This window comes from Nocardia carnea, from assembly GCF_029869215.1.
In the GTDB taxonomy this organism is placed as follows: domain Bacteria; phylum Actinomycetota; class Actinomycetes; order Mycobacteriales; family Mycobacteriaceae; genus Nocardia; species Nocardia carnea_B.
The window spans coordinates 38090-61738 of sequence record NZ_JARWPM010000180.1 but is presented as its reverse complement, the minus strand read 5'-3'; the positions used below and the strand labels follow the sequence as shown (position 1 = coordinate 61738).

Sequence of the window (23649 nt, the reverse complement as noted above, 5' to 3'; positions counted from 1 at the left end):
TGGGTGGGTGGCTGTTTTTAACACCCCGGGGTTTTTTTCTCCCGCGTTACCGGCTTTTTGGTCCCGGGGGACAACCCCCGCGTTCCCGCGGCCGCCCCCGGGGGGGGCGGGGCCCGGTACGCGTTTCACCGGGCGGTTTCGTACAAGCGCCGCACAATGTCCTCGATATCGGGTTCCTCGATGGACAGGTCCCGGACCTCGGCCCGTTCCGACACCTCGGCCAGTAGCTGTGCGGCGGTCGTGGACTCGGCGTCGAAGGCGAGCCGCTGTCGTAACCCACCGGCCTCGTAGGAGATCAGGTCCGCACCGGCGAGTCCACGCAGCGGCGGCGCGGCCGTCACGAGGTCGACCACCAGCATCCGCTGCGCCCCCACCGTCGCACCCAGGCCCGATAGCGAACCGTCGTAGGCGAGCCGGCCGTGGTCGACCACCAGCACGCGATCACAGAGTCGTTCGATATCGCCCATATCGTGGGTGGTGAGCAGCAGCGTTGTCCCGCGTTCGCCGCGTTCGGCGCGGAGGAATTCCCGCAGGCGTTGTTTGGACAGCACGTCGAGGCCGATGGTGGGTTCGTCGAGAATGACCAACTCCGGGGAGTGCAGCAGTGCCGCCGCGACCTCGGCACGCATGCGCTGCCCCAGCGAGAGCTGCCGGACCGGAGTGTCGAGGGTATCGCCCATCTCCAGTTGTTCGACCAGTTCCGCCGTGCGGGCCCGGCCGGATACCGGGTCCAGGCGGTGGATGGCGGCCAGGATCGTAAACGATTCGCGCAGCGGCAGATCCCACCACAATTGGGACCGCTGCCCGAACACCACACCGATCCGGCCCGCCAGTTCCCGGCGCCGGCGGATGGGTTCCAGTCCGCAGGTCCGCACCACACCGGACGTGGGAACCAGGATGCCGGCGAGCATTTTGATGGTCGTCGACTTGCCTGCCCCGTTCGCGCCGATATACCCCACCGCCGCGCCGCGTTCGATCGTGAAACTCATGGCGTCCACGGCGGTGACGATCTCGCGCCGGGGCCGGCGCCAGGTGCCGTCGCGCCGGTACCGGACGAACTCGCGCGTCAGGTCACCGACTTCGATGATCGTATCCGCGCCCATCACCGGTCTCCCACTTCATCCACCGCCGCTCTGATAGTGCCGGGTGCCGCATCGCCACATCACGGCCGCCAGCACCCACGCCCACCCTGCGGCCACCGGGGCGCACCAGGCGAGCCAGGCCGGCAGCCCGGCGGGTCCCGGCAGACCCAGCACGGCCAGCGTCGGGAAGTAGGCGGTGAAGGCGACCGGTATCGCGACACAGAACAGGATCCGCAACGGTGTGGGGAACACCGAGGCGGGCTGGGTCGCCGCGAACGATCCGCCGTAGGTGAAGCTGTTGGTGAGTTCCGCGCCGTCGATCAGGAAGAATTGGCAACCCGCGGCCATCACGAACAGGCCGGCGAAGAGGATCAGACCGCAGAGGACGGTGAGCAGGAGCAGCACCACCGTGGCCGCGGACCATTCGATATCGTTGCGCATCAATCCGGCCGCGAGAACGACCAGGGCGACCCCGGCGCGCGCCAGCCGGCGCAGTGAAAAATCACTGGTGATCAGCTGCAACAGCACCGGCTGGGGCCGTAGATGGTAGATATCGAGCATCCCGAGCCGGATCAGGGTCGGCAGTTTGTCCAGATGGCCGCAGCAGAGCTGGGCACCGGCGAACGCGAGATTACTCAGCCCGAACAGCAGCAGCGCGGCATCCATATCCAGTCCTCCGAGCACCTCGGCTTGCCGGAAGACGAGCCAGACTTCGGCGAACTCCACGAGGCCGAGCAATGTCGCGGCCAGGATTTCGCCGGCGAAAGACAGCCGGTAGGAGCGCTGCGCCCGGATCCGCGAGTTCAGTACCGCCGCGTAGGGGCGCCAGCGGGAACCCACGGGGGCCGGTCGCCGCGCCGGGGTGCGCACAGCGGTATCAGCCACCTTGGACCTCCAGCTTCCGCCGCCCGGCCGCCAGCAGTACCCGCCCCAGGGCACCGACCGCCAGCAGCCAGAAGATCTGCACGCCGACCACCTGAACCGCTTCCCACCCGGCGACCCGGCCGGACAGTACATCCACCGGCGCCTGCAACATGGAGGGAAACGGCGTCGCGGTGGCGAGCACTTTCAACCACTCCGGGAAAATGTGCACCGGGACGAAAAGACCCGCGAGGAAGGGCCCGCAGGTCTGATAAAGGGTTCTGATTCCCCGGGTCTCCACGACCCAGAAACCGGCGGTGGTCAGGGCGAACAGCGCCAGGAAGGATATCGCCGACGCCAGCAGGATGCTGAGGCATCCGAGCGGATAGGACTCCGGGGTTGCCGGCAGTACCAGCCCGAAGGTGAGCGAGCCGATCAGCAGACTGGGCACCATCCGCGGGATCAAGGCGCAGACGGCGCGGCCGAGATCGCCGGCGAGAGCGCTCAGCTGTAGATCGACGGGTCGCAGGAAGTCGACGACGATATCGCCGGTGCGGATCCGTTCGGCGAGTTCGTGTTCAGCGGACATGAACAGCAAGGCGCTGAGCAATCCCTGTGAGATCCAGACATAGGCGCCGATGCTCCCGGCGTCGTAGCCGGCGAATCCGCCGGTGGCGCCGACGGCCGCCACCATCACCGACGCGCGGACGAACCCGAACACGCAGTTGGTGAACAACCCCGCGAACATGGCCAGTTTGTAGTGCCATTGGCGGGCGAAACCGGCCACGGCCAGACGCCAGTAGACCCTGGCGTATCCCGGGAGATCGGCCACCGCATCGCGCACGGTCACCCCCCAACCTCGTTCGGACACAAGGACGGGACACTACCGCGTGATGCCGGGCGGAGAAAGGCTATTTCCGTCGGCGCGCATCCTGAGCGCGGGAGATCAGAGCCGGGCGGCCAGCCTGGTGCCCTGGTCGATGGCGCGTTTGGCATCCAGCTCGGCGGCCAGTTCCGCCCCGCCGATCAGATGGACGGCGATTCCCGCGGCGGTGAGTTCGGACTCCAGGTCGCGGACCGATTCCTGGCCGGCGCAGACGATGATGTTGTCGACCCGGAGCACTTGGGGCCGTTCGTGTTTCGGCCCGAAGCTGATATGCAGACCCGCATCGTCGATCCGCTCGTAGTTGACCCCGCCGAGTTGCCGCACGCCTTTGGCTTTCAGCGCCGCCCGGTGTACCCAGCCTGTCGTCTTACCGAGCCCTTTGCCGAACGGCGTGTCCTTACGCTGCAGCAGAACGACCTCGCGCGCCGCGGGCGCCGGCCGCGGCACGCCCAGCTGTCCGCGCACCTGCTCGTCGTCGGCATCGACACCCCACTCCTGTTTCCACTCGTCCGGCTTCAGCGTGGGATGCCCTTCGACAGTGAGGTATTCGCTCACATCGAAGCCGATACCGCCGGCTCCGATCACCGCGACGCGGGCACCGACCGGTTTCCGGTCCCGTACCAAATCCGCGTAGGACAGCACCATCGGATGGTCGATCCCGGGAATATCGGGGATACGCGGCCGTACCCCGGTGGCCAGTACGACCTCGTCGTAGCCACCGGCAATCAACTCGGCGGCGGTGGCCCGTGTGTTCAGCCGCACCCGGACCCCGGCCAGCTCGAGCTTGCGGGTGAAGTAGCGAATGGATTCGTCGAATTCTTCCTTACCGGGAATACGCCGCGCGATATCGAATTGGCCGCCGATCCGGTCCAGCGCTTCGAACAATTCGACCCGGTGCCCGCGCTCGGCCAGATTCACCGCGGCGGACAAACCCGCCGGACCGGCACCCACCACCGCGATGCTCTTGGTGCGCCGCGTGGGCAGCAGCACCAGCTCGGTTTCGTGCCCGGCCCGCGGATTCAGCAGGCACGACACCGTTTTGTGCACGAAAGCGTGGTCCAGGCAGGCCTGGTTACAGGCGATACAGGTATTGATCTCGTCGGTGCGGCCAGCGGCCGCTTTGTTCGCCCATTCCGGGTCCGCCAGTAGTGGCCGGGCCATGGAGATCAACTGGGCGTCGCCGCGGGTCAGGATCTCCTCGGCGATTTCGGGCATATTGATCCGGTTGGACGCGCACACCGGGATATCCACCGCCGCCGCGATCTTGGCGGTGAATTCCACGAACGCCGCCCGCGGGACCGAGGTGACAATGGTCGGAACCCGTGCCTCGTGCCAGCCGATATCGGTATTCAGCACATTCACCCCGGCGGCCTCGAGTTCTTTTGCCAATTCCAGGATTTCGGTGAATGTCTGCCCGTTCTCCACCAGTTCGGCCATCGACAGCCGGAAAATGATCAGGAAATCGGGACCGGCCGCGGCCCTGGTCCGGCGCACGATCTCGAGGGCCAGCCGGCGCCGGTTCGCCGCCGGCCCGCCCCAGCGGTCGGTGCGCCGGTTGGTCCGGGGTGCGAGGAACTGGTTGATGAAATAGCCTTCCCCGCCCATGATCTCGACCCCGTCGTAACCGGCGAACCGGGCCAGTTCGGCGCAGCGCACATAATCGTCGATGGTGCGCCGGATGCCGCGGTCCGAGAGCGCGCGCGGCCGGAACGGATTGATCGGCGCCTTGATCGACGAGGCGGAAACACTCCCCGGAACGTAGGCGTACCGGCCGGCGTGCAGGATCTGCAGGGCGATCTTCGCGCCCGCGTCGTGGACCGCGCGGGTGATGGCGCGATGCCGGTAGGCCTCGGTCCGGGTGGTGAGTTTCGCACCGAACGGCAGTAACCACCCGGTACGGTTCGGCGCGTACCCGCCGGTGATGATCAGCCCGACCCCGCCGCGCGCTCGTTCGGCGAAGTAGGCGGCCAGCCGGTTCACATCCCAGGCCCGGTCCTCCAGGCCGGTATGCATCGATCCCATGACCACCCTGTTCCGCAGGGTGGTGCCCCCCACCTGGAGCGGGCTGAACAGCTGCGGATAACTCGTCGTCGAGTCCATCGCGGGCTCTCTTTCCGATATCGACCGGGCCCCGGCCCGGTCCTGGCCTGCAGGTCCTCATCTCACCATTCGGCGCAGGGCGATTTCCACCCCCGGTCACGGCCGGTGGAAACGGCCGGTCACGACCGCATTCGGGCGGCACCGCGAAAGGCCGGAAAACCCGCTCCCGCCATCACGGAACCGTCACGAAGAAGCTAAATCCAGGATTCGGCACGGAAAGTTTTGTGTCGTACACCACAGTAGGTTTAAAGGAATTTCCCCAGGTCATCGACATTATGGAACGCGTTCATTTCGGCGTTCAAGATCGCACTTAGGGTTTTCTCAGCCTTCGTTTACCTGCTGTTCACCTACTGTGACCATTCTGAGATCCGGTCGGAAACGACCTGAGGTTCGACTGCTCCGCGAGATTGTGAACGCCGGGTTGGAAACAACCGGCCGGAACAACCCGGCACAGCGCCGTAGATGAATACCGCACCAGGTATGGCGACGGCCGAACCCGAATTACAACTGTACTCCACCCGCGCGGTGGAGATCCGCCGGCGCGGCGGCCCGGGAAACCACCCGGCACCGCGGATGCGCCTTCCGGACCCGAACCGGCCTGCGTTCGGTGTCGACACAACAAAACCCGACAACAGCACAGCCATGTTTTCCGGTCGCGACCCACCGGTCGCCGCCGAAGATCCGTGCTGCCCGAACCGGGCCGGATCCCGAGACCGATCAAGGAACCGAATCCGCTCATGTCCAACCACCGTTTCTCCAGCCTGCGCCGTCGTACCAAGCGCGAAGCCATGGGCTTTGCACTGGCCACCGCCGGTATCGTCGCCGTCACCGCCTCCTCGGCGGTCTCCATGGCCGACGACAGCGCCCCCACCAAAATCGCCATGGTCGCCGAGCAGCAGCCCGCCGCGACCGTGAACACCGACGCGAAGGCCGCCGAAATCGCGGCCCCCGCCCCCGCGCCCGCCGCGGCGGCCCCGGCTCCCGCTCCGGCGCCTGCGCCCGCTCCGGCCCCGGCCCCGGCTCCTGCTCCGGCCCCCGCGCCGGCGCCCGCCCCCGCCTACCCCAACAACCTGGACGGCTGGATCCGCGAAGCGCTGGACATCATGCACAAGAACGGCATCCCCGGCAGCTACGAGGGCATCCACCGCAACATCCTGCGGGAATCCTCCGGCGACCCCGGCGCGATCAACCTGTGGGACTCCAACGCCATCATGGGCATCCCCTCCAAGGGCCTGCTGCAGGTGATCGACCCCACCTTCGCCGCATACCACGTGGCCGGCACCCCGTTCGACGTCTGGAACCCGGTCTCGAACATCGTCGCGGCCTGCAACTACGCCGCCCACCGGTACGGCTCCATGGACAACGTCAACAGCGCGTACTGAGTTTTTTTGGCGGCGCCTGCGGCGCCGCGGGTTTTGGCCCCCCTTGGTCCCGGCTGTCAGCACTCGACACTCGCGGCTGCGCCGCATCGCATCGAGCACTGACAGCCGGGACGGGCCAAAACCACTCAGGGCCTCGTAGGACTCGGCGCCGCCGCGGTTGCGTTCGGGTAGCTTCAGGGGCGCGTACGGCTCTCGGAGCCGGTGCCGGGTGCGCGTTCAGCCTGGGGTTACGTGCACCGGGGGCGTTGCTGACTCGGCGCTACGGCTGAACGCATCGGGCGGGAAGGGCGAACCGTTCCCGGCCTCAGTCGAGCGAGACGTAGACCTCGACCGAGGTCGGACCCGTGTAGCGTTCGAGTTCGGCGGTGTGCGAACGGGTTATCGTGCCCGCTTTTTCCGCTTCTCGGACTCGCGCCCAGGCGGTGCGGAGCAGATCGTAGGGCTTCTCGGTCACCACGAATTTCGCGTAGCGCCCGGCCGGGACCCGGGTGAGCACATCGCCGGGGTCGAGATCGGCCAGGCCGCCCACCTCGTAGCCGAGTACCGCCACCGCGTGATCGTCCTGTCCGATATAGGCGGCCACCCGGGGGACTTCCTTTTCCCGGCTCAGGTAGCGGTCCCAGGTGAAGTTGACCAGATCCAGATCGCGGGCGGTTACCTCACGGCCTGCCAGCGGTACGGTGAGCCCGGCGACCATACTCTCGTCGAGGGTGACAATTTCGAAATCCACAGCTTCCCTACCTGCCCGCCGAATCGTCTTCTGCCAGTGCCACGAATACCTCCACCGTGTGCTCGTCCGGATACCGTTCGTGGTCTCCGGTGTAGGAGCGCACCAACCGGCCGGCGGCTTCGGCGTCCCAGATGGCCCGCCACAGGGTGACGATCGTTTCGCCGAGATCCGCGCCGCTGAGAGTGAACCGGGCATAGCGCCCGGCCGGGATCCGGGCGAGCACATCGCCGGGTAGCAGGTCGTCGAGACTGCGGCAGCGGTAGCCGATGATATGGGTCAGGTAGGAATTGATCTCCGGGGCGTGGTCGACGAACGCGCTGGCCGGGGGGCCGGGTAAGGATCGCGACAGATTACGTTTCCAGGCCTGCTCCACCTTCCTGCGGCGCGGCCCTTCCACGGCAAGGGCCGGGCTGCGAAGCACCATTCCCGCCACCAGTGTTTCCGGGCGGTCAACGACATTGAATTCCACCGGCGTAGCCCCTATGTCTCGTCATCCGTCGTCGCTCCAGCGCATATCCTCCCGCACGCTCGTCCCGGCACGAGCGTGGGCCCGCTGCCGGTCGGTCGGATGGGCGACATCATCACTCTGGCCAACGATGCTGCCATGCCGGCCGTTCCTTCGGTGGGATCACGAGCGGAAATCCGTGGATCACGGCACCGGAACGGTAACGCCGGGCAGTATTTCGATTACCCGGGGCGGCGGCGGTGCCGGCGGAGGCGGCGGTGGCGCCGGAACCGGGGCCGGTCCCGGATCGTATTCGGGCTCGGGCTGGGGCACGTATTCCGGTTCCGGCTCGGGTACCGGTTCGGGCACATAGGGTTCGGAGGCCGGCGGGATCACGATGAACGGCTGCTGGGGTTGCGGCTGCGGCTGCGGCTGCGGTGGCGGGTTCAGAATGTCGTACGGCCCGCCGGAAGGCTGCTCGTTGCGTGCGGGAGGTGGTGGCGGTGCGGGGCCACCCGGCGGCGGGTTGCCGATCTGTTCCACGGGCGTATCGGCGAGGGCGCCGTCCATCGTCTGCTTCCAGATATCGGCGGGGAACCCGGACCCGTAGATGCGGCCGCCGCCGGCCGTCACGATCGGCAGGTTGAGTTCGGTGCCCACCCACACCGCGGTCGACAGCGAGGGCGTGAAACCGACCATCCAGGCGTCCTTGTTCTGGCCGGAATCACCCAGCTGGGTGGTGCCGGTTTTGGCGGCCGAGGGACGACCGCTCAGCCCGTGGCCGTTGGAGTAATCGGCGATCGGCAGCATCGCCTGGGCCGCGCGGGCCGCGATATCGGGCGATATGCGTTGCTCGGCGGGCGGCGGTTGCTCACCGACCTGCTGTTTCGGGTCGGCGGTGCGGTCCAGCAGCACCCGGCCGTCGCCGCGTACCACGCGCTGGACGAAATAGGGCTGATGGTAGCGGCCTTCGCCCGCGATGGTGGCGTAGGCGGAAGCCATATCCATGGGCCGGACCAGGTAGGTGCCGAGCACGATCGACGGCATCGGATCCTCGCCCATCTCGGTGAGCGACTTTCCCGGTACTCCCGGGATCTCGTGCGGTATCCCGGCCTGGTGGGCGGCGTCGGCAATCGCCTTCGGGCCGTTGTTCATGGCCAGGGTGAGCCGGTAGAAGCTGGTGTTGAGGGATCGTTTGAAAGCTTCCGAGATCGGGCAGGTGCCGCAGGACTCGTTCTCGACATTGCGTACCTCGACCCCGTTGACGTGCACCGGCGCACTGTCGAACGCCCGCGACAGCGGGATACCCTGCTGCAGCGCGGCGAGCACCGCGAAGGTTTTGAACGCCGACCCCGTCTGTACCGGGGCCTGCGCGAAATCGAAGCCGATACCGTCGGCGCCGCCGTAGTAGGCGCGTACCGCACCGGACCGCGGATCGATCGAAACCACCGCGGTCCGCAGTTCCGGCGGCTGCCCCTCCAACCGCTCGGTCGCGGCGGCCTGCGCCGCCTGCTGCGCCTTCGGGTCGATGGTGGTGACAATGTTCAGCGCGCCGGTGTCGATCTCCTTCTGTGAGATCCCGGCGGCGGACAACTCGCGCAGCACCTGGGCCTTGATATGACCTTCCGGTCCTCGTTCGACGATGTTCTCGTCGAATACCGGCGGCGGGATGGTGGCCGGGAAGGTCACCGCGTCGCGATCGCCGGGTGCCAGGTTGCCCATCGAGACCATGCCGTTGAGCACGTAGTTCCAGCGTTGCAGCAACTGCGGCAGCTGGTTCTGCGGGTCCAGGCCGGACGGGGTGCGGATGAGCGCGGCCAGCACCGCCCCCTCGGCCACGGTCAGCTGGTCGACCGGTTTGCCGAAATAGGCCTGCGCGGCGGCCTCGATCCCGTACGCGCCGCGGCCGAAGTAGATGGTGTTCAGGTAGGCGTGCAGGATCTCGTCTTTGTTCCATTCCCGCGACATCTTGGCCGAGATGATGAGTTCGTGCGCCTTACGGCTCACCGTGCGCTCGGATCCCAGGAAGGCGTTCTTGACGTACTGCTGGGTGATGGTGGACCCGCCGCCGGCGTCCGCCCGGCCCAGCGCGTTGTCCCGGAGCGCGCGCAGCAGGCCGGTGGGCGAGAAACCCGGGTTGGTGTAGAAGTTGCGGTCTTCGGCGGAGAGCACGGCCTCGCGAACGTGGACCGGCACCTTCTCCAGCGGGACAGGGGTGCGGTTGCCCTCGGGCGGGACCACCTTGGCCAGCACCGTGGTGCCGTCGGAGGCGGTGATGGTGGCGGTCTGATTCACCGGTACCGTGCCGGCCGCCGGGATCTCCGCGCTCCAGTACACCAGCGCCACCAGCAGCGCCGGGATGGCGATCAGGATGGTGAACAGCCACAGCAGCAGATGGCGGATGCGCTGGCCGCGGGTGCGGCGCGGGCGCGGGTAGCGCGGGGGCCGGGGCGGCCGGGGTCGCTCACCGGTGTCGAGCTGATTCCAACCGGCGAGCGAGGGATACTGCGGCGATCTGGGAGTGTGGCCACGCTGGGAACGGAACGAGCTCACGATCATCTCCTCCCGGAGCGTCGGAAAAACTCAGGCGCACCACCGCCAGACCACAGGATACCCAGTGATCAGCTTTTCACGCCGCCCGCCGTGAGTCCCGAGATGATGCGTCGCTGGAACACCAGTACCAGAATCACCAGCGGTACGGTCACCAGCGTGCCCGCCGCCATAATCGATGCATAGGGTTCTACCTGCGGATTGTTCCCGGAGAACCGGGCGATGGCGACGGTGACCGGTTCCGTGTCGCTCCCGGACAGCACCCGGGCGAGCAGGTACTCGTTGACCGCGGCGATGAACGCCAGGATCGCGGTGGTGAACACCGCCGGCGCCGCCAGCGGCAGCATCACGAGCCGGAACGCTTGCAGTTTGGTCGCGCCGTCGATCCGGGCCGCCTCCTCGAGTTCCCACGGGAGGTCGGCGAAGAACGACGCCAGGATGTAGACCGTCAGCGGCAGCACGAAGGAGATATTGGGCAGGATCAGCGCCTGGTATTTGCCGATCCAGCCGATATCGGTGAACAGCTGGAACAGCGGGGTCACCAGCACGACCACGGGGAACATCGAGGCGCTCAGGATCACCCCGGACACCAGATAGCGGCCCTTGAAGGTGAGGCGGGCCAGCGCGTACGCGGCCATCACGCCGATCACCAGCGCGATCGCGGTACTGGCCGCGCCGATGATCACACTGTTGAGCAGAGCCTTCCCGAAATCGTTACCGCGGCTCGTATCGAAGACATCGCGGAAGTTGTCGAGCGTCAGGTGCGTGGGCCACGGGGTGGTTTCGAAGGTGTAGGCGGGATCGCGGAACGCGGTCACCGCCATCCAATAGAACGGACCCATGCCCCAGAACAGCACGATCAGCGCGCCCACATAGATACGGGCCGAGCCGAGCCGGCGGCGCCAGGAGGTGCGGGGCCGGGGTGGGGTACCGGATTGCTGTGTTGTCACCGCGGTCATGCCTTCCGCTGCTCTTCCTGCGTACGCACCGCGTTCGCGCCCAAAACCTTCACGAGTACGAAGGCCGCCGCGAAGATCAGCAAGAAGGTGATCGTCGAGAGTGCCGCCGCGCTGTTGGGTCCCTGCCGGGTCTGCTCGACCACCAGCACCGACAAGGTCCGGGTGGCCGGCAGGTTATCGGTCATGATGGCGGGCAGGTCGTACATGCGCAGCGCGTCCATGGTGCGGAACAGCACCGCCACCAGCAGCGCCGGCTTCAGCAGCGGCATCGTCACCTGGGTGAACCGCTGCCAGGCCGAGGCCCCGTCCACGCGGGCCGCCTCGTACACATCGTTCGGGATCACCTGCAGACCCGCCAGCAGCAGCAGCGCGACGAACGGCGCCGTCTTCCACACATCGGCGGCGATCACCGCGAAGCGGGCGGGCCAGGCGTCGGAGGTCCACAGGATCTCGGTGCCGAAAATCGTGTTGACCAGGCCGTCGTACTGGAACATGAACTCCCAGAGCCGGGCCGTCACCGCGGTCGGGATGGCCCACGGGATCAGCACCGCCGCGCGTAGCAGCGCCCGGCCGCGGAAGGTTTTACCCATCACGATCGCCATCCCGAGCCCGATCACGACCTCGAGCGTCACCGTCACCACCGCGAAGAACAGGGTCACGCCCACGGCGCCCCAGAACTCGGCGCCCAGGTTGCCGGTGGGGCATTCGGTGACGCCGCCGGTGATCACCTGGCACTGGCCGGCCAGCCAGTGCAGGTAGTTGTAGAAGGTGCTTTCCCCGTTGTCGACGAACCGGCCGGTGACATCGTCGAGCTGGTCGTCGTAGTGGAACGACATCCACAGCGCCCGCAGCACCGGATAGCCGATCACCACGGCGAGCGCCAGCAGCACCGGCGCGACGAACAACCACGCCCTGCCCGACATGCGCAGATCATCGCGCAACCTGCCGAGCGTCCCGCCGGTACGCGCAGCGCCTGCGGGCTTATCTGTACGGACCGACGCCTGCGCGTGCGTTCCGGAAGGATCCGACACCGTTCTCTCTCCTGGCTCGCCGGGTCCGGTTGAACAGTAACTACGATCCGGCTGTCTCGATACCCTTCTGCATGCCGATGATCGCGTCGTTCACGGACTTGGTTCCGGTCAGGGCAGCATATGCGTTGTCCTGAATGGCTTTGGACACCGCCGGATAGAACGGGGTGACCGGTCGGGGCACCGCGTTGGCGATGGCTTCCTTGAGGGCGGGCAGGTACGGCATCTTGGCGATGAGCGCCGGATCGTCGTAGATGGAGGCCCGCACCGAAGGCAGTGCGCCGGAGGCGACGATATGCTGCGCCTCCTCGCTGATCAGGTACTTCAGGAAATCGAGTGCGGTGGCCTTGTTCTCGGAGTACGCGCTGATCGCGGCGTTGTAGCCGCCGAGTGTGGACGCCCCGACACCGGTGTCGCCGGGCAGGGGGGCCACGCCGAATTTGTCCTTCACGGCCGACGATTCCGAGGCGGCGTCACCGTAGGTGGAGGGCCAGCTGCGCAGGAACATGAGTCTGCCCTGGTTGAACGCGGCGCCGCTCTCCGGCTCCTGGAAGGTGACCGCTTCGCGCGGGATATCGCCGACTTTGTAGGCGTCCACCAACTGCTGGAGCCCCGCTCGTGATTCGGCACTGTTCACCGTCGGGGTGCGGCCGTCGGTGCCGACGAAGGTGCCGCCGAACGCGTTGATCACCTCGGCGGTGTTCACCGTCAAACCCTCGTACGGCGCGAACTGGCCCGCATAGCAACCGATCTGCTGCTCCCGCGCGATCGGGCAGCTGGCCAGCATCTCCGACCAGGTGCGCGGCGGGGTGGGAACCAGGTCTTTACGGTAGAACAGCAGGCCACCGTTGGTGTTACGGGGCGCGGCGTACAGGGTGCCGTTATAGGTGGCGCTGGCGACCGGCGGCGACAGCAGCGGTGCGGTATCGATCGCGAAGCTGCCCTCCAACGGCTGGATCCAGCCCTTGGCGGCGAACTCCGCGGTCCACGGGACGTCCAGGGCCACCACGTCGTAGTCCGGTGATTTCGCCCGCATATGTTCGACCAGGTCGTCGTATTGGGCGGAGGCGTCGTTGGACTGTTCCTTGTAGGTGACCTGCTCGTCGGGATGGGTGGCGTTCCAGCGGTCGATCAGCTGTTTCACCGCACCGGTTTCGGTGGTGTCCTTACCCTCCACGTAGGTGATCGGGCCGCGGCCGTCCTGGTTCTTGCTGAGCTGCTCATCGGTATCGCTGGTGTTGCACGCGGTGGCAAAGGTCGCGGTCAGCAGCGCGATCGGCGCAATAATGAGCGCGGCGCGTAGAGACGGCACCTTCTTGAAAGCCATCGCGGAACTCCAGGGTCGATACGTGAGCGGCAGCACAAGGCAACATACATGGTGTAACCGGCGCGTGTGGGGTACTCCTGTGGCGCATTGCAGCCCCGCCCGCTGTGCGGCGGCCGCCCGCCCGCTGCCCGGGGCGCGTAAGCACAGGTAGGCGACCCGCGCCAGGCTGGTGCGCTCCGGTTCACCCGGGTCGCACTTTTCCGCGGGCAACGACCCCGGCGCTGGGCTCCGGCCGCCCGGCCCGATTAGTCTGGGCCGCGATGTCCACCGCGAACGCCGTCTCCGATCGCCTGCTCACCAGGATCGGCGGACTCCTGCGCCAAGCGGAGTCCACCGATAACGAACACGAGGCCGAGGCGTTCATGGCCGCGGCCCAGCGGCTGGCCACCCGATCGTCGATCGATCTGGCGGTCGCCCGGACGCACACCCGGGACCGCGAACGGGGCGCGACGCTGATCCAGCGGATGATCCCGATCGGCGAACCGGGTCGCAAAGGACTGCGCACCTATGTCCAGCTGTTCGTGGCCATCGCCGACGCCAACGATGTGCGCTGCGATGTCGCCCGCACCTCCACCCAGGTCTACGCCTACGGCTTCGCCGCCGATATCGATGTCTGCGAGGCGCTGTACTCCAGCCTGCTGGTGCAGATGGTGCAAGCCTCGGACCGGTACATCAAATCCGGGGCCTACCGGTCGGCGACCATGGAGAGAGTCGTCGTCGAACGCCGCCGCGGCCGGCGGGTGCGCCGGGTGGTCCGGGTTCCGGTGGCCGGGGTGACGGCGCGGCTCAACTTCCAGATGGCGTTCGCGGCCCGTATCGGGGCGCGGCTGGCCGCGGCCAAGGCGGAGGTCCAGCGGGCGGCCACCACCCGCGACTTGCACGCGGCCGAGCCGATTTCCGAAGAACAGGCCGCCGGTACAGCACTCGCTTTGCGCGGCAAGGAGCTCGAGCTGGCCGATTTCTACAGCCGTAACTCCGAAGCCCGCGGCACTTGGCGGGGGCCCGGCACCTCCACCGGTTACGCGCCGGACGCGCGGCGCGCCGGTGATCGCGCCGGCCGGGTGGCGCGACTGGGCATGGCACCGGAACTGGATGCCGCGCGTGGCCGGCTCGACGGCCCGGGCGGATGAGAACGGTTCGAAGCCCTCGGCCCATCGGCAGCCGGTCGTGGGCATCGGCCGGTGATCGGGCCCAGCCGGGCGATGTTCATATCCGCCCGCCGATTACGTGCGTTGTGTACCGGGCAGGCGGCTTACCGGCTATCGGATGCCGCGCTGTTCGGGGCCGGTCCGGTGCTCCAGCTGCACGGGTCCCGCCCGGCCGCGTCGGCGAGCATGTCGCGGCGCAGACGGTCACCGTGCAGCTGTCCCGGCCCGGACCCGTCCCGCGAGGTGCGGGATGAGCCCGGTGCGGGACTCTCAGCGCGGAAAGGTGTATGACGCAGAACAATTGGTGCGCGCGGTGTTCGACCGGGCGGCCGAATTCGGGCAGCGTACGGTCGAGATACACGGTTCGCGGCTGACCCTGCCGCTCGAGCGGAAATTCGCCTCGGTGGAATCGGTGCAGGAGTATTGCGACCGGGTTCTCCACCTGAATTGGGTTGCCGCGAAGTGGGAACGGGCGGCGGCACCGATCCGGGTGCGGGCTCGCGCGGGAACAGTCGCGGCCCATTACGAATCCGGGCGCGATGTGCTTGCCGTCCCGGTCCACGGCAGGACTTCCGCACGAGGCGGTGCCCCATGGGCGTTGCGTGAACTGGTGCTGCTGCACGAAATCGCCCACCATCTCGAACCGCGGCCGGACGCCGTCGCCGCGCACGGCCCAGAATTCTGCGGGCGCTACGTGGATTTGGTCGAGGGGGTCATAGGTCCGGAAGCGGCTCTGCTGCTGCGAACAAGCCTCCACGATTGCGGCGCGCAACTGAGTTGACCGTGTACCGGTCCGCTGGCGACGTCGTGTCACCGATTGGTGGATGCCCTATCGGACCGGGTCCGGCCGAGGCGCGGCTTCGAACACGCGGATCAGTTGCCACCGGGCCTCTTCCCACCGGGCGATCCGTGCTGCGCTGCCCTTGTCCGGGTCGCCGGTGGCGGTCGCCGCGCGGTCGGCGGCGTTCGGCAAGGTCCGGCGGCAGGGCATCGGCACCGACCTCGAGCGCATGCGCACCGAAGTCGAGGGATGCATCCGCGGCCCAGCCCGGTCCGGCGGCTCTCAACAGTTCGGTGAGCACCGACGGAACAACGATCACGAGGCAGTCCACGGCGCCGGGCCCGGGGCCGCCAGGTGGGCGAGGACACGGTGGAATCGGTCGGTCCACCAGGCGGTGCGGGCGGGGTCGGGGTGGCGGTATTTCTCCAGTAGGACGGGGTCCGGTTCCGGGGCGGTGCGGGGGACCGGTAGATAGCCGTTCACGGGGCGTAGTGAATCCGCAACCAGATCGCCTTCGAACAGCGTCACCGTGCCCAGACCGCAGGCGTGGCCGAGTTCCGGTAGCGCGCCGGCCAGGGCGAGCTGGGCGGACAGGCCGATGCTGGTTTCCAGCGCCGAGGAGATCACGCACGGCAGCCCGGCCGCCTCCGCCACCGCGAGGGCGCGCCGCACGCCACCCAGCGGGGTGCATTTGATCACCGCGATATCCGCGGCGCCGGCCACGGCCACCCGCAGGGGGTCTTCCGCACGGCGGATCGATTCGTCGGCCGCGATCGGCACATCGACCTTCCGGCGCACCGCGGCGAGTTCCTCGACGGTCGGGCACGGTTGTTCGACGTATTCCAGTCCGGCTGCCGCCCGGTCTATTTCACGGATATTCCGGACGGCGGTGTCGACATCCCATACCGCGTTCGCGTCCACGCGAATCGCCCCGCCCGGACCCAGCGCCGAGCGCACGGCTTCCACCCGCGCCATATCTTCGGTCAGCGCCCCGGGATGATCGGCGACCTTGACTTTCGCGGTCCGGCAACCCGATCCGGCGACGAGTTCATAGGCGCGTTCCGGCGAAACCGCGGGGACCGTGCAGTTGATCGGCACCCGGTCCCGCACCGGCTCCGGCCACCCCGCTCCCACCTGTTCGAGGGTGGTCGCCAGCCAGTGCGCGGCCTCGCGGTCGTCATATTCCGGGAACGGACAGAACTCGCCCCACCCCCGCGGTCCACGCAGGACCATGCCCTCGCGCACGGTGATCCCCCGGAATTTCGACCGCATCGGTATCGCGTAGACAGTGAAGGAGTCGATCTCGGGCAGCTCGGTCACCGTCCTCACGTTAGTAGGGTGGCCGCCCGCTGTCCGGCGGCCGGCCGGAGCTGCGGATTGCGGGGACCGCAGCGGAGAGGATGTCGATATCGACCCAGGAACGGGAGTTCGAGAGGAAGATGGCGATGAGTATCCGGAAGGTTCGCACCACCGTGCTCTCGGCTCTGCTGGGCGTCCTGCTCACCGTCTCCGGTGCGGCGTTGTACGTCGGTGCCGCCGAGTCGAGGGGAACCGAGACCTGGCTCGACAGCTGGTCGGCTGCGCAGATCCCCGCCGGTGACGTGCTCGGGCCGAATTGGTCGGCGGCCGGCTTCGCCGGCCACACCATCCGCCAGACCGTACGCCCCACCCTCGCCGGGGAATCCGTACGGATCACCCTGTCCAACCTCTTCGGTGATCGGCCGCTGCCGATCACGGCGGCCACCATCGCACACACCGCCGACGGGGCAGCGGTCCGTTCGGGGACGGTGCGCCCGCTGTTCTTCGGTGGCGCGCCGGGCGCGGTGATCCCGCCGGGCGCCGAACTCACCGGCGACGCCATCGACTATCCCGTCAACGCCCGGCAATCGCTCACCGTCACGCTGTATCTCGGCCGGCCCACCGGCCCCGCGACCTTCCACTATCTCGGTAACACCACCACGTATCGGGCGATCGGTGATCACAGCGGCGATATCGACGGTGCGGCGTTCACCGAATCCAGCAGGTCGTGGTACTACCTGACCGGCGTCGAGGTCTCCGGTACGCCGAACCGCGACGGTGTGGTCGTCTTCGGCGATTCCCTCACCGACGGCGCCGGGGCATGGCCCGATATGGACAATCGCTACCCGGACGCGCTGGCCGACCGGCTCGCCGTGGCCGACCGGCCGCGCGCCGTGCTCAACACCGGCATCGGCGGGAATCGCGTGGTTTCCGATTCCGCGTATGTGGGCCAGCGCGCGGCCACCCGGTTCCGCCGGGATGTGCTCGACAAGGACGGGATCGGCACGGTGATCCTGCTTTCGGGCATCAACGATATCGGCGCAAGTGAACTGCACGAACCATGGATGCGCCCGAATCCCGAGGTCACCGCCGACCAGTTGATAGCCGAGTACCGTCTGCTGATCCGGATGGCGCGCGAGGGTGGTCTGCGGATCGTCGGCGGCACTTTGCTGCCGTTCCGGGGAGCTCCCTATTACAGCGAGCGCGGTGAAAAAGTCCGCGACGCGGTCAACTCGTGGATTCGCGGTTCCGGTGAATTCGATGCCGTCGTGGACTTCGAACGCGCGGTCGCCGACCCGGCGGACCCGGACGCACTCGCCGCGCGCTTCGACAGCGGAGACCACCTGCACCCCGGACCTGCCGGATATGCGGCTATGGCCGACGCGGCCGCGGGTGCCCTGACGGGGGCCGTCGACTAGGTGTGGGCCCGCAGGCAGAACCTCCGGAACAGCCTGGGTCGCACCGGTGCGGGTACCCACCGCCGTCGGCCGGTGGGGGCGCCGGAATGCCCGGCTGCCCCGAATCGAGGCGGCCGGGAATTCGGGCCGCTGAAGTGGCCTGCGCGGTGAACGCGGGTATTCAGAGGCGTTCGAGGATCGTGGCGTTGGCGAGTCCGCCGGCCTCGCACATGGTTTGCAACCCGTAGCGGGCGCCGCGGTCCTGCATGGCGTGGACGAGGGTGGTCATCAGCCGGGCTCCGGAGGCGCCGAGCGGGTGGCCGAGGGCGATCGCACCGCCGTTGACGTTCACGCGGTCCGGGTCGGCGCCGGTATCGCGGGTCCACGCCGACACCACGGACGCGAAGGCCTCGTTGATCTCGACCAGGTCGATATCGGCGATGGTGAGGCCGGCGCGGTCGAGGACCTTGCGGGTCGCGGGGATCACCGCGGTGAGCATGAGCAGGGGATCGTCGCCGGCCACCGCGAAACTGTGCAGCCGGGCCAGCGGGCGGAGGCCGAGTTCGCGGGCTCGTTCGCTGGTGGTGATCAGGACGGCGGCGCTGCCGTCGCTGATCTGGCTGGCGGAGGCGGCCGTGATATTCCAGCCGATCTGCGGGAAGCGTTCGGCCATCGCTTCGTCGTAGTAGGCCGGGCGCAGGGCAGCGAGCGTATCGAGGGTGGATCCGGTGCGGATACCCTCATCGGTTTCCAGCCCGGCCAGGGGTGCGAGTTCGGCCGTGAACTGGCCGTTCTTCGTGGCGCGGGCAGCTTTCTCATGACTGCCGAGGGAGAATTCGTCGAGTTCGGTGCGCGAAATCCCCCATTTCGCGGCGATGAGTTCGGCGCTGATGCCCTGCGGGACCAGCCCTTCCGGGTAGCGCTGTGCGAAACCCACGCCGGAGATGTCGTCGGCGCCGCGCGCGCTCGAGCCCATCGGCACCCGGCTCATGGATTCGACCCCGGTGGCGATCACCATGTCGTAGGCGCCGGCGATCACGCCCTGCGCCGCGAAATGCACCGCCTGCTGACTGCTGCCGCACTGCCGGTCGACGGTGGTGGCGGGTACCGATTCCGGGAAGCCGGCGGCCAGCGCGGCCCGGCGGGTCATGTTCACGCCCTGTTCGCCGACCTGGCTGACCACCCCGCCGATCACATCGTCGACCAGCGCGGGGTCTATCCCGGTGCGTTCGACGAGGGCGCGCAGGCTGTGCGCCATGAGGTCCACCGGATGGACCGAATGCAGAGCTCCGCTCGGTTTACCCCGCCCGATCGGGGTCCGGACCGCATCGACGATGACTGCGTCTCGCATGGTGATTCCTTCCGTCGCCAGAGCCTCCGCTCTGGCTAAAGTTATCTAAAGCCAGGGTAGGTGCTGACATGAGTTGAGGCAAGCCAGGGTCGATAGAATGAGTGGATGGCAGCCGTGATGGAAGGCCCCTTGGCCGATCTGAACTCGTGGAAACCGGACCAGTGCTCGATCGCGCTGGCCATGGATGTGGTGGGCACCCGTTCGGCGATCCTCATCCTGCGCGAGGCCTACTACGGCACCACCCGGTTCGACGGTTTCGCCGCCCGGATCGGTCTCACCGACGCGGCGGTCTCCGGGCAGCTACGCAAACTCACCGAAGCGGGCCTGTTCACCAAACAGCCCTACCGGGAGGAGGGTAAACGCACCCGCCACGAATACGTCCTCACCCGCAAGGGGCGTGATCTGCTCCCCGTGGTCCTCGCCCTCATGCAATGGGGCAACACCTACCTCCAGCCCGGCCCCCCACCGCTCGACCTGGTCGAGGCGGCCACCGGAGACCCGGTCCGAGTGCAGGTGCGCAGCGAATCGGGCCGGGAAATCGGCGTCGACGAACTGGGTGTACGCCTCAACGAGGAATGGCGCGCCCACCGGCGGAGCCGTCGTGCCGACCGGGCGAATCCGCCCGGCTGATTGGGCCGGCAACCCAGCGGCACGCCGTGGAACGGGCGCGCCGCCGCCGGTTGGCCTTGCGTGCTCCGGCCGGAGAATCGGTGCCGGGCAGGACGTTCGCCTAGTTCAGGCGACGGCCGTCGTCGGCGCCGAAGAAGTAGACGCTTTCGGGGCCGGGCGTGAGGCGCACGCGGGTGCCCTTGGCCGGTGGGGTGCGCCAATCGGTGCGCGCCACGATCGTGTCGACACCTTCGGTGTGGTCGGCGGGGCGGCCGTAGATGAACGCATCGGAGCCGAGCTCCTCGACCACGTCGACCTCGATCTCGATACCGGAATCACCGGTGTCGAGGTGCTCGGGGCGGATGCCGACCGTGACGGAATTACCCGCCTCCGCGGCGACCGACCGCGGCAGGGACAGGGCGTAGCCGCCGATCCGGACCGCGCCATCGGTCACCGGAAGGGTGTAGATGTTCATGGCCGGCGAACCCATGAACCCGGCGACGAAAACGTTCGCCGGGTCGCGGTAGAGATCACGCGGGGAAGCGCACTGCTGCAACAGGCCGTCGCGCATCACCGCCACCCGATCGCCCATGGTCATTGCCTCGACCTGGTCGTGGGTGACGTAGACGGTGGTGGTCGCCAGCCGGCGCTGCAACTGCGCGATCTGGGTGCGGGTTTGCACGCGCAGTTTCGCGTCCAGGTTGGACAGCGGTTCGTCCATCAGGAACACCTGCGGGTCACGCACGATCGCCCGCCCCATCGCGACCCGCTGCCGCTGCCCGCCGGACAGTGCCTTGGGCAGCCGGTCCAGGAACGGCTCCAGGTCGAGCAGGCGGGCCGCCTCGCGTACCCGGCGGTTCTTCTCGTCCTTGTTGACCTTGGCCAGTTTGAGCGCGAAGCCCATGTTCTCGGCCACCGTCATATGCGGGTACAGCGCGTAGTTCTGGAAAACCATCGCGATATCGCGATCCTTGGGATCTGTGCTCGTGACGTCCCGGTCACCGATGAGGATCCGCCCACCGGTTACCTCCTCGAGCCCGGCCAGCATCCGCAGCGACGTGGACTTCCCGCACCCCGACGGGCCGACCAGCACCAGGAACTCGCCATCGGCGATTTCCAGCTGCAGTTGGTCGACGGCGGGCGTCTTGGCACCCGGATACTGCCGGGTGGCGCGATCAAAGGTCACCGTGGCCACGGCTGTTCACTTCCCTTCACCGATTGGAACACGCGAAGTGGAGCGAATTCGCAACATGTGCGTGGTCATGGCGTCAGAGGCTACCGCCGGTGTTCTCGGGCTCCGCATGGTCTGTAGGTTTTCGGTGCAAATCGTGCCAGTGAACGGGGCCACTGTCCACCGGTTGCTCCGGCCGCTGTCGAGCGTGTAGCGCTCGATGGCCGGAACCCGGGCAGACCGCCGACACGGCGCAGCCGGAGACCGGGTACCCGAAGCTCGATGCCTCGGTGGTCCGCGGTCCACGGCTGTCCCGGGTCGCTGTCGTTCGGCGTGACGCACATAGGCCGTGGATGGCGTGCCTGCGTCGCGGCCGGTTTCCGATGCCGAATCTGTCGATGCCCGCAGCTAGTTTGGCCCGATGGCCGTCCAATCATCGACTCCTCATGATGGGCTGTTCAAGGGGGTCTACTCCCGCAAGGCCGAGATCGCGGGGATGTTGCGGGCCAACCTGCCGAAAGCGATCATCACCCGCCTCGACTTCGGCTGCCTGGAGTTGCAGCCGGGCAGTTACATCGAGCAGAATCTGCGCCCGCTCTACAGCGACCTACTGTTTCGTACCCGTCTGTCGGGTCACGAGGCCTACGTCTACATCCTCGTCGAGCACCAGTCCGGCCCGGACCGGTTCATGCCGATGCGGATGCTGCGCTACATGCTCGGGATTTGGACTCAGCACCTCGACGCCCACCCCAGGAGCAAGGCCCTGCCCGCGGTCATTCCGCTCGTCGTGTATTCCGGGCCCAAAGGTGAGCGGTGGAACTATCCGACCGAATTGGCCGAGCTGATCGATATCGACGACGAGGCCCGCACCGAGCTGGCCGAGCACCTGCCGAGTTTGGAAATTCTGCTCGATGACCTCTCCCGGGTCGATATCGCCGCCATCCAGGCCCGCGATCTCACCCCACCGGCGCGGCTGGTGCTGATCCTGCACAAGATCACCGCCAAGAACCCGAACCTCGGTCACGACCTGCAACCCTTCCTCGCCGACCTGAGCGCGCTGAGCGTGGATGACCTCTGGCGGGTGTTCGAGTACATTTTTCTCGAGGGCGACACCGGTCTCGAGGATCTGCAGGCCCTCTTGAACCAACTCGGTCCGCGAGCCAAGGAGGTAGCTGTGACCACAGCGGAACGACTCCGCGCCCAGGGCCGCGCCGAAGGTCGCGCTGAAGGTCGCGCTGAAGGCCTCGCCAAGGGTCTCGCCAAGGGCCGTGCTGAGGGCCGTGCCGAGGGGGAGGCCCGGCTACTGCTCACGCTGTTGGCGGCCAAGTTCGGCACGCTGCCGGCCGAGTTGGTCGACCTGGTGCGCTCGGCGGACACAGCCGAACTGGAGGTGTGGACGCCCCGCGTGCTCACCGCAACGACTCTGAACGACGTCTTCGGACTTGCCTGGTCCGATCGCAGCAGTGCAGATTTTCCCGCGGAGCAGTGACTTACGAACTCAGCTATGGCAGGGAAAACTTGATTACAAGGTCGACGACCATGTCGCGGCCCACCGTGTGATACCGCACGAGTCTCCGAGTGCACCGTCGAGCAATCTCGGCAGACTGATCACGCCGATGCGGCGGCGCTTCGTCGACGACCCGGTCCGCGAGCCGAGGAGGTAGCTGTGACCGCAGCAGAACGACTCCGCTCGGCAGGCTGGGCGGAAGGCCGCGCGGAAGGCCGCGTTGAAGGTGAGACCCGGATGCTGCTCCGATTGTTGGCCGCCGAGTTCGGTGTGTTGCCGGCCGAGACAGTCGAACGCGTGCGCTCCGCGGACACCGAGGAACTGGAGGTGTGGACGCTCCGCATGCTCACCGCGGCGACTATCGACGAGGTTTTCGGTCCTGCGTGACAGGAGCCCGGTGGATCGGTGTGAGGTCCACGTTCGGAGGTGGTCGCAGGCGGCGGAGGGTGCCGTCGAACGAGGTGGTGTACAGCGCATAGCCGGCACCGTCCGGCGCGATGCGGACCGAACTCGGGCCGGACCAGGCGACCGGCAATTCCGTGGTAACCGCGCACGTCGCGCCCGAATCCGGGTCGACGCGGTGGATGGTGCCGAGGAGGTGCGCGGCTACGTAGATATCGCCGGTGCCGCTCGTGGTGAGGTCGTCGAGTCCGGGGATCAGACCCGGCACGGTGGTGACCACGGACCAGCGATCCGGCGCGTCGAGCGGGATGCGGTGGTCAGGAAATCCCCGTCGGCCAGCCGCAGCAAGCCGTTGCCCGGGAAGTCGGCCAGCCAGGTGAACTCGCCGGTGGTGGTGTCGAGCCGCCACAATTTTCCGTCCTGCCGGGTGAGCACGTACAGGGTGGTTCCGTCGAGTTGCAGGCCACCCGGCGCGGCCAGGTTTTCCAGGACCGTGCGCACCTGCCCGGAACCGTCGACGTGGTAGACCTTCGTATCGCCGCGATCCATAGCGCGCGGAGCCGCCGACGATTTCTCCCCATTCCGGAACCTTACGACAGTCACTGCGGGATCAGTTCCAACCGGCCGCGTGAAC

The 23649-nt window shown here is 67.6% G+C and carries 22 protein-coding genes; 7 read left to right on the top strand and 15 right to left on the bottom strand.

Annotated elements, in window-relative coordinates; all coding sequences use genetic code 11:
- Positions 1-125: 125 nt before the first annotated feature.
- The 4 genes from QH276_RS12330 to QH276_RS12315 form a co-directional block, all read right to left on the bottom strand.
- Entirely contained in the window at positions 126-1103 is a 978-nt protein-coding gene (locus QH276_RS12330) for an ABC transporter ATP-binding protein (RefSeq protein WP_280398551.1), read from the bottom strand.
- Between the two features lie 15 nt (positions 1104-1118).
- Positions 1119-1967 carry an ABC transporter permease gene (locus tag QH276_RS12325; protein WP_280398552.1) on the bottom strand — a complete coding sequence of 283 codons (849 nt, stop codon included), beginning with the start codon at positions 1965-1967 and terminating at the stop codon, positions 1119-1121.
- Entirely contained in the window at positions 1960-2793 is an 834-nt protein-coding gene (locus QH276_RS12320; protein WP_280398553.1) for an ABC transporter permease, read from the bottom strand. Before QH276_RS12320 ends, QH276_RS12325 begins: the two co-directional genes overlap by 8 nt.
- A 96-nt stretch (positions 2794-2889) precedes the next feature.
- Entirely contained in the window at positions 2890-4929 is a 2040-nt protein-coding gene (locus QH276_RS12315) for an NADPH-dependent 2,4-dienoyl-CoA reductase (RefSeq protein WP_280398554.1), read from the bottom strand.
- Between the two features lie 737 nt (positions 4930-5666).
- Between QH276_RS12315 and QH276_RS12310 the strand changes: the two genes are divergently transcribed.
- The gene (locus tag QH276_RS12310; RefSeq protein ID WP_280398555.1) at positions 5667-6311 is read left to right on the top strand and encodes a transglycosylase SLT domain-containing protein; all 645 of its coding nucleotides are present in this window, start codon (positions 5667-5669) and stop codon (positions 6309-6311) included.
- 304 nt (positions 6312-6615) lie between these two features.
- On the opposite strand, the gene QH276_RS12305 is transcribed toward QH276_RS12310, so the two are convergent.
- The 6 genes from QH276_RS12305 to QH276_RS12280 form a co-directional block, all read right to left on the bottom strand.
- Complete coding sequence (locus QH276_RS12305) at positions 6616-7041, bottom strand: GyrI-like domain-containing protein (protein ID WP_280397175.1); 426 nt, start codon at positions 7039-7041, stop codon at positions 6616-6618.
- Between the two features lie 7 nt (positions 7042-7048).
- Positions 7049-7510: a GyrI-like domain-containing protein gene (locus QH276_RS12300; protein ID WP_280397174.1), complete on the bottom strand. Its 462-nt coding sequence runs from the start codon at positions 7508-7510 to the stop codon at positions 7049-7051.
- Positions 7511-7690: 180 nt separating this feature from the next.
- Entirely contained in the window at positions 7691-10045 is a 2355-nt protein-coding gene (locus QH276_RS12295; RefSeq protein WP_280397173.1) for a transglycosylase domain-containing protein, read from the bottom strand.
- A gap of 62 nt (positions 10046-10107) precedes the next feature.
- Positions 10108-10995 carry a carbohydrate ABC transporter permease gene (locus QH276_RS12290; protein WP_280406732.1) on the bottom strand — a complete coding sequence of 296 codons (888 nt, stop codon included), beginning with the start codon at positions 10993-10995 and terminating at the stop codon, positions 10108-10110.
- A complete protein-coding gene (locus QH276_RS12285) occupies positions 10992-11918 on the bottom strand; it encodes a carbohydrate ABC transporter permease (protein WP_280397172.1) in 927 nt (308 codons plus the stop codon). The genes QH276_RS12290 and QH276_RS12285 overlap by 4 nt, the downstream gene beginning before the upstream one ends.
- Positions 11919-12066: 148 nt before the next feature.
- Positions 12067-13350: an ABC transporter substrate-binding protein gene (locus QH276_RS12280; RefSeq protein ID WP_280397171.1), complete on the bottom strand. Its 1284-nt coding sequence runs from the start codon at positions 13348-13350 to the stop codon at positions 12067-12069.
- A gap of 260 nt (positions 13351-13610) precedes the next feature.
- Between QH276_RS12280 and QH276_RS12275 the strand changes: the two genes are divergently transcribed.
- Together QH276_RS12275 and QH276_RS12270 are read left to right on the top strand one after the other, a co-directional pair.
- Positions 13611-14480, top strand: coding sequence for a DUF2786 domain-containing protein (locus QH276_RS12275; protein WP_280397170.1), 870 nt, complete (start codon positions 13611-13613; stop codon positions 14478-14480).
- A 268-nt stretch (positions 14481-14748) separates the two neighbouring features.
- Positions 14749-15279 (top strand): TIGR04338 family metallohydrolase, encoded by a 531-nt coding sequence (locus QH276_RS12270; protein WP_280397169.1) that lies wholly within the window; start codon positions 14749-14751, stop codon positions 15277-15279.
- A gap of 315 nt (positions 15280-15594) precedes the next feature.
- On the opposite strand, the gene QH276_RS12265 is transcribed toward QH276_RS12270, so the two are convergent.
- Positions 15595-16599 carry an o-succinylbenzoate synthase gene (locus QH276_RS12265; RefSeq protein ID WP_432278558.1) on the bottom strand — a complete coding sequence of 335 codons (1005 nt, stop codon included), beginning with the start codon at positions 16597-16599 and terminating at the stop codon, positions 15595-15597.
- A gap of 125 nt (positions 16600-16724) precedes the next feature.
- On the opposite strand from QH276_RS12265, the gene QH276_RS12260 reads away from it, so the two are divergent.
- Positions 16725-17996 (top strand): SGNH/GDSL hydrolase family protein, encoded by a 1272-nt coding sequence (locus QH276_RS12260; RefSeq protein ID WP_280397168.1) that lies wholly within the window; start codon positions 16725-16727, stop codon positions 17994-17996.
- A 160-nt stretch (positions 17997-18156) separates the two neighbouring features.
- Here QH276_RS12260 and QH276_RS12255 read toward each other — a convergent pair whose 3' ends face one another.
- Positions 18157-19326 carry a thiolase family protein gene (locus QH276_RS12255; protein ID WP_280397167.1) on the bottom strand — a complete coding sequence of 390 codons (1170 nt, stop codon included), beginning with the start codon at positions 19324-19326 and terminating at the stop codon, positions 18157-18159.
- Positions 19327-19431: 105 nt separating this feature from the next.
- Between QH276_RS12255 and QH276_RS12250 the strand changes: the two genes are divergently transcribed.
- Complete coding sequence (locus QH276_RS12250; protein WP_280397166.1) at positions 19432-19956, top strand: winged helix-turn-helix transcriptional regulator; 525 nt, start codon at positions 19432-19434, stop codon at positions 19954-19956.
- A gap of 100 nt (positions 19957-20056) precedes the next feature.
- On the opposite strand, the gene QH276_RS12245 is transcribed toward QH276_RS12250, so the two are convergent.
- Positions 20057-21130 carry an ABC transporter ATP-binding protein gene (locus QH276_RS12245; RefSeq protein ID WP_280397165.1) on the bottom strand — a complete coding sequence of 358 codons (1074 nt, stop codon included), beginning with the start codon at positions 21128-21130 and terminating at the stop codon, positions 20057-20059.
- Between the two features lie 397 nt (positions 21131-21527).
- Between QH276_RS12245 and QH276_RS12240 the strand changes: the two genes are divergently transcribed.
- Positions 21528-22595, top strand: a complete 1068-nt coding sequence (locus tag QH276_RS12240; RefSeq protein WP_280397164.1) for an Rpn family recombination-promoting nuclease/putative transposase — start codon at positions 21528-21530, stop codon at positions 22593-22595.
- 177 nt (positions 22596-22772) lie between these two features.
- Positions 22773-23000 carry a DUF4351 domain-containing protein gene (locus QH276_RS12235; RefSeq protein ID WP_280397163.1) on the top strand — a complete coding sequence of 76 codons (228 nt, stop codon included), beginning with the start codon at positions 22773-22775 and terminating at the stop codon, positions 22998-23000.
- On the opposite strand, the gene QH276_RS12230 is transcribed toward QH276_RS12235, so the two are convergent.
- On the bottom strand, positions 22972-23295 hold the full coding sequence (locus QH276_RS12230) for a hypothetical protein (RefSeq protein ID WP_280397162.1): 324 nt from the start codon (positions 23293-23295) through the stop codon (positions 22972-22974). The two genes, QH276_RS12235 and QH276_RS12230, sit on opposite strands and share 29 nt — an antisense overlap.
- On the bottom strand, positions 23271-23618 hold the full coding sequence (locus QH276_RS12225; RefSeq protein WP_280397161.1) for a hypothetical protein: 348 nt from the start codon (positions 23616-23618) through the stop codon (positions 23271-23273). Before QH276_RS12225 ends, QH276_RS12230 begins: the two co-directional genes overlap by 25 nt.
- Positions 23619-23649: the final 31 nt, after the last annotated feature.